Raw genomic sequence first — 6,510 nt, forward strand, 5'->3', positions numbered from 1 at the left:
GGGCACTGGGGAAGAGATCCGCTGAGGAGTTTAAAGCTATGAGCAAGAATCAAGAAATGTTGATTATTATGGCTCCCGTCATTGGTTGCTGCTAGGGCAATCGGGGTAAATTAATGGTGGCGCTATGTACTACGCCGCTGTACTACGCTCAGACGCTTCGCTGACGAATTAAGAGAAACCTATGGACTTAGCTTTAGCTGCGATTATATTTGGTGTGATCCTGGTGGTGTTTAGTAAAGAAGTGCTTAACGATTAGGACGGTCGGGTAACTTCGCCGGTTTTGGTGCCGAAGAAATCTATTCGGTAATCTGAGATCTTGATGCCCGTTTGAGCTTCTACTTGCTGCAGTAATTCGGCAGGTAGTTCGATGTTGATATCAATAATCTGGTGGGTATCGATACAGTTGACGTGACTGTGAGACGAATTGACGTGTCCGTATAGACGACCATCTGCTCGCTCGACACACTCGATGATGCCTTGCTCTGAGAGGGCTTCCAAGTTTTGATAAACTGAGGTGTGACCAATCTCCCGGCCTAGCTGATTGAGCCGGTCATAGATCTCGCGGGCCGACAGATGCTCCTGACTTTGCCACAGCAGCTCTAAGACATAACGCCGCTGACGGCTGAGCCGCATACCTAATGCCTGACACCGCGCGATCGCATCTTCTAATGATTCAATGGGAGAAATATCGGCGGATGGTTGCATAGCATGAGGAAAGACGAGTGGCCAAAAGGTAGAGACTACCAGTTAGGTCGCAGTCAGGTTACCGCTGGCAGAATTGCCACTGGCCTAAATCATAGTCACTACCACTTTAGCTCGAACGCTAGGAAATTGTCTATTTCGCCCCTCGACATCAGCGCTGCTGCACCTGACGGTTGACTGCTATTTTTGCCGAATAATCTTGTCCTCATTTCTCCATAAAAGTTCACGGCGAGCCGGTTGGTTGCTTTTTTCTTCTGTTTTGATTGGGGCTGCGGGAAGGGCGAGATTGGTAGGGGCGATCGCCTCAGTATCTGTCACCTCGATATCAGTCGGGCTGACATCACCTGAACTCTCTACGGCGCTGGGTTCATCACTCTCTGCTAACCTTTCTGCGACCAGCGGCTGAGAGGGATGACCCGTCAAGCCTTCACTGAGACTAGCCCGCCTATCTGTCTCCTCTCTTTGCTCTTCTATGGGGGCACTACTACTGGCCTCACCGGGTATATCAAAGATGGCTTCGATACTCGCATCAGACTCTGCTGCAGTCTGATCTACACTGTCATCGTACTCATCTTCTTCCATGCCAAATAGCGTCGGCGCGACGGTAACGTCTTGAGCTGACTCTAATACTTCACCTCCCTCTAACGCTTCACCCGAATCCGCGTCCGCTGGTTGAAAGGCAAGGTCAATCTGGCTGCTGTTTGGTAGTGCTTCTACAGGTGCAGCGGGTGGCGCAATCGAGGCCAGGACTTCTGCGTCAGAAGGGGGTAGCCCGAACGAGAGGGCCACGTAGGCATCAGTCTGGGCAGATAGGCGCGGCTCACGCAGGTCGTTAGCGGTTGTTTCTGCCGTTACCACCAGTGGCTCGTCAGTGCTGACGACTGTAGAGGCTAAGCTATCTGCACTAACTGCACCGTTGGGATCGTAAGCCTGCAAAGCCCGCGAAATAGCCAGGGCGCGCCGCTCTTGGTCCCGGCTAATACTATGAACGTTGTTGCCCAAACCGGGCGCATTCCAGGTCTGCGTATCTGGATCAATGTAAGCGTAGGTACGCGCCCACAAAATCGCCTTTTGGCCGCGCATTCCCAACCGGTTAGCTTCTGCTAAACGCTCTATATAGCCCCCCCGGTCTAGCGCTGCTAAAGGCGCTTGATTGGCCAGGTCAATGCCGTTGAGCTTAGCTTCCAAAGAGAGCTTCACGCCCAGGCCTGCCGCTTTCTCTTCCAGCTGCAGTCCCTGGTTTCGCAATCGGCTGAGCTGCTTTTCATCGGCTTCTTCTGGCGTGCTTGCTCCGTGCTGATAGGAGAAGGTGCCCATGTTCCAGACGCCGTTGCCGGGGTCGGTATGGCCGTAATATGCCGGGGTGCGCCCTCCATCTGACATGCGGGTGCCTTCGGCGCTGCCTACAGTGCGCGCGACCAGTGAGCTAGATCCGCCGTCAAAGATCCAGTCGTCCAGCCCGAGGGTGTTGTAGGCAGGGTCTGCTGGCTGCTGAGCGATTAGTTCGCTGGGCGGCTCGGAGGGCTTGTTAGAAATGTTCCCAGTCGGAAACTCTACCGGAATTTCTGTAGCGGCATTGGCTTCAGCCGTATCGTCGCGGTCTGTTCCTTTTTGGATAGCCCGACTATCGGTTTCTGCTGGCATCTGTACGCTGTTGTTAGCAAAGCTGAGCCCAATGCTGTCTTTCTGGTGAGAGATTTTGGCAGGAACAGGCTCGCTTTCGGGTAAAGTTCCTGTTATTGGTGGAAGGCTCTCCTGGTAGCGAATCAACTCTTCATCGGCGGCTTGCTGCGTGGGCTGCTCAAGGGGCTGTACAGCCTTTTGTTCTACGGATTGTTCGATCTGTGGGATCGGACTACTTGACGCTTGAGCGCTGCTTTTATCTGTTGCTGGCTGCTGCCGCGCTGATGGTAGCGCAAAGCTGAGCCCTAGATTGTCTTCGTAGGCTTTGGCTGTACCCGTCCAACTCAACAAAGTGACTAATATTCCAATAGCAAACAGATAAGGCGATTTCAACATCGTGCTAAGAAGGCGAGAAACCTAATGAATGAAAAACAGTTGCTCGAAAGAAGAAATGTCTGTTGGCGGCATCAGCAAAGCAATCACTCGTATCTGAGCGTGAGCTTTACAGAACAAACTCTACAGAATCAACTCTGCAGGCGGTGAGTTAACCTGGCGCTAGCGCTCTTTCTAAAACGCCTTTGGCCGGTTCAACAATGATCCAGGTGCCATCGGGCTGTCGCCTGAGCGTGGCGAAGCTGAGGTATTTCCCTTTGCCGATGGTTTTCCCCGCTTTGATCTTGCCGTAGGCTATATCGCGCAGTCCGCACAGCCGAAACAAGTAAGCCGGGATTTCGGGTGCAGAATACAGGGCGCAGTCCTCTAACTCGCTTAGCTCTAGCTTGCCGTCAAACGGCGCAGTTACTTGAGCGTTTTTTAGGTAGAGAGAAATATCTCCCAAACTGCCTGCTACTGTGTTGCCCGCTATCTCATCTCCCGGATTGAGCGCCCACTGCTGCTGTAAAGTGATGCTTCTAGGCACTGGCGCAGAGCGAGTTGCACAGCTACTCAGACCAACGGCGATCGCCATCAGCGGTAAGTACTGTGCAAGCTTTCGCCAGGACAACCAATCCCAAGAAAAAGCACTAAAGCTTAAAGCGATAGCCGGCATATTCATCGTTCTCATAGAGGATAACGAGGGTGGTCTCAGGGTCAAAAGCGAGGGGATAAGCTTCTCGTTCGGCTTTGACACCGGCTCGGATGTCGAGTGAAGAGAGCTGACAGTAGGGCGACTGTACGACCTGGCGCACGCGCTCCTTACTATCTCGTTCTGGAATCGCCAATAGTTTGAGCAGTTGCTCTCGCGAGAGCTGGGCGCTGTCAACAATCTCAGTCTCGCATTCTTGAGCCAGCCGGCTGATCGATGGATTTTGGCTAGCGGTATTCGACAATCTGAAGGGGCCGCTCAGCAGGGTTTTGACCCCATTGATATCGAGCAATATGCCGATCAGGGCAAACATTAAGCCGCCTGCTAGAAGCGGCTTGATAGGATAGTGGATGGAGCTAGATGTTGTCATTAAATAACCTCCTAACGAATTGAACCGGTGGACTTGCCAGCGGATTTGCCAGTGGATTTGCCAGTGGATTTGAAGAAGAAATATGGATCTGCGACTTTAAAATGAGCCGCCCAAGAACAGACCCAATAGGGCTGCTGAGAGCCGATAGGCCAGGCCAAAGTCAGATGATTTGGCAAAGACTACCCGGTAGATCGCGACGGCAATGGCTCCAACCAGGACTACTAAGAGCGGCGTTCTCAGGAAGGGGTGGCTGACCAGCACGGCTTCGATGACGATACGAGCGATCGCCGCACTGCTAAACCAAATGGCTCCGTCCAACCAGGAAAAGTGGCCGGATGGGGCATGACTACTCGGACGGTTGCCCGGGTGCATAGCGCTTCTGTGGCCCCGGCGTCGCCCCCGCCAAAACCACCGCTTGCAGTCGGCGATTATGTCTTCTGCCAGCGCCTGCAGCCAGTCTGCGCCGTTGCTCCTTGGCGAATGGCTCAGAGTACTGCCAGCATCGGCAGGGGGCCAGTGCTCACCTACGGGCGACTCGGCGGCGATGGGTTGATTGAAGGGGATGGCCGAAAGCGCCTGACGGTTGCGCAGAGCCTCGGCAGTGTCTATCGCCTCTTGCTCAGCGCGCTGAAAATCAATTGGACTGTGGGTGAGAACAAAATGTCCCTGCGCAGTTTTCTCAACATGAGGGACAGCAGCCTGCTCATTTTCAAAGAGCTGGGCGATCGCAGCTAGCTGAGGATGCTTGTGAATTCCCCGGCGGGCGAGGGTGACAGCAGCCTGCTGGGCGGCGCGCTTCATCGCCATAATGTCGGCTGTCTGCTGCTGCGATCGCAGGTTGATCTGATGAGCCCGCACCTCTAGCTCGTGAATTTCCTGCGCGACCAGGCTATCTATTTGGGCGACTGACGGGCTGGCCTCACGCGCTGCTGATCTGTTCCCAGAGCGCTGCTGTAGGGTTTCGATAGCTGCTCTGGGCTGAGGGCCTGAGCTAGCGGGTTGCCGGTGAGACGCCTCTGCCGCAGTAGACCGAGGGGCTGACCAGGGCGATGAGATCGCCTCAGCCGCTGGCAACTCGGCTTTGAGCATCTGTAATTTTTCTCGGATAGGCTGCAGGTCTACGTTAGTTTTTGTCATATTCCCAAGGCTCAAGCAGGGCGCAGAGAGGTTTGCGGGTGCGCCTCTATTGGCTTGGTACAAGTGTACTATAAACCTCAAGAAAAGTAACTAAGTTGATAAAGAAAATTTGTTAGATGTGGCCTTCTAGCTCGCCCCAAGCTGGCCAACCAGCTCACTCCCAGGCCTCTCACCTTCCCGAGAAACTCCCGAGCCGGGGGTACTCTTTCCTTACTCGTTACTGGCTCACGAACGACGGACCTGAGGCTTAGCCCTGCTGAGCAGCTGCGAACCGATGTACTGACGCTGTACTACTAATTTCTCACGAAACTGTTCGATGACGCGAACATTTCTGAGCTTGCGCTCTAAATCGATAGGTCTCAATTGACAGATTAAGTTTGAAAAGAGGTAGGGCGATCGCGCATGATGTGTAACAGATTATTGCGCTTGCCGTCCGCCCAAAGCCGGTTAGCAAACTAGCCAGAAATGGTTTCTTAGATTTTAGAGAGGGCTCAGGGCAAGCTATAGAGCAAGTACCATTGATACACCAAATATAGACGGCTCAGGCGGACGAAACACGGGCGAAGGGCCGCTTAAGCAAACGGAAAACCAGCAGAGTAGAGAGGAGAGTCCCTTCCGATGGTCAAAGCTGATCAGCACATATCTCAGCGCCTAACCAAACTGTGGGATCACCCCCCTCACCCTACTCTTCATTTGCCAAAGCCCCGCCGTCGCCGCGACCTTGAGGCCGATAACCCGGTTTATCACTCCGCTATGGCCATTTTGCTAGCCGGTCAGGTGATGCACCGTCTGATTCGCGGTCGCTATGGGCAGCGCCAGATTATGGATCACTTGATGTGCGCGGGGCCGTGCTGTCTGGCTCCGGTGGTGCTGACGAATGTTTGCGCAGGCATCATTTTTGCCATTCAGTCGGCCCGCGAGATGGCGCGGTTTGGCGCTATCAGCACGCTGGGCGGCGTATTTGCCGCTGCCTACTGCCGCGAGCTAGCCCCGTTGCTGACCGCTGGTGTATTGGCCTGTCAGGTGGGCTCAGCTTTTGCCGCTGAGATTGCCGCGATGAAGCTCACTCAGCAAATTGATGCGCTCAAAATGCTGCGCACCGACCCGGTTGACTATCTGGTGATTCCCCGGGTGCTGGCCTGTACGATTATGCTGCCGGTACTGACTGTGCTGGCACTGTTTTGCGGAGTCGCTGGGGGCGGGCTGATCACTACTTCCGTTTACGATATCTCGATGAGCAGCTTCTTAGATGGGGTGCGCGTCTACTTGAGTGTGACAGATGTGCTGCTGATTATGAGCAAGGCGGCGCTGTTTGGCGGGGTGATTGCGATCGCCAGCTGTAGCCGGGGACTGACGGCTGCCTGTCATGGTCGAGGGGTGGGCGAGTCGGCGACCGCTGCTGTTGTTACCGCTTGGGTAGCCCTCTTTGCAATAGACCTACTCATCTCCTGCTTTGCCCTCTTGCACATGATGCGCTAGCGCTGACCAATTCCTATTGCTACCAAAAAGTCGGCTAGTGCTCCGCCTATAGCGCAGCTTAGGGGGTGGTGAAAGCCAGGTGCGTGACAGCGAACAATCTTTACAATGACTTCGT

The 6,510-nt window shown here is 54.2% G+C and carries 6 protein-coding genes; 1 reads left to right on the forward strand and 5 read right to left on the reverse strand.

Annotation, left to right across the window (positions count from 1 at the left end):
• Positions 1–252: 252 nt before the first annotated feature.
• The 5 genes from CKL79_RS16600 to CKL79_RS16620 all read right to left on the reverse strand — a co-directional run bounded on the left by CKL79_RS16600 (position 253) and on the right by CKL79_RS16620 (position 4,916).
• The gene (locus CKL79_RS16600; protein ID WP_121970696.1) at positions 253–705 is read right to left on the reverse strand and encodes a Fur family transcriptional regulator; all 453 of its coding nucleotides are present in this window, start codon (positions 703–705) and stop codon (positions 253–255) included.
• Positions 706–882: 177 nt separating this feature from the next.
• Entirely contained in the window at positions 883–2,721 is a 1,839-nt protein-coding gene (locus CKL79_RS16605; protein ID WP_121970697.1) for a hypothetical protein, read from the reverse strand.
• 148 nt (positions 2,722–2,869) lie between these two features.
• Positions 2,870–3,379, reverse strand: coding sequence for a hypothetical protein (locus tag CKL79_RS16610; protein ID WP_205879120.1), 510 nt, complete (start codon positions 3,377–3,379; stop codon positions 2,870–2,872).
• The gene (locus CKL79_RS16615) at positions 3,348–3,779 is read right to left on the reverse strand and encodes a hypothetical protein (RefSeq protein WP_121970699.1); all 432 of its coding nucleotides are present in this window, start codon (positions 3,777–3,779) and stop codon (positions 3,348–3,350) included. The genes CKL79_RS16610 and CKL79_RS16615 overlap by 32 nt, the downstream gene beginning before the upstream one ends.
• Before the next feature lie 96 nt (positions 3,780–3,875).
• The gene (locus CKL79_RS16620) at positions 3,876–4,916 is read right to left on the reverse strand and encodes a hypothetical protein (RefSeq protein WP_121970700.1); all 1,041 of its coding nucleotides are present in this window, start codon (positions 4,914–4,916) and stop codon (positions 3,876–3,878) included.
• Between the two features lie 618 nt (positions 4,917–5,534).
• Between CKL79_RS16620 and CKL79_RS16625 the strand changes: the two genes are divergently transcribed.
• Positions 5,535–6,395 carry an ABC transporter permease gene (locus CKL79_RS16625; protein ID WP_240518912.1) on the forward strand — a complete coding sequence of 287 codons (861 nt, stop codon included), beginning with the start codon at positions 5,535–5,537 and terminating at the stop codon, positions 6,393–6,395.
• The last annotated feature ends 115 nt before the right edge of the window (positions 6,396–6,510 follow it).

The organism is Leptolyngbya sp. BC1307, assembly GCF_002286735.1.
In the GTDB taxonomy this organism is placed as follows: domain Bacteria; phylum Cyanobacteriota; class Cyanobacteriia; order Phormidesmidales; family Phormidesmidaceae; genus Phormidesmis.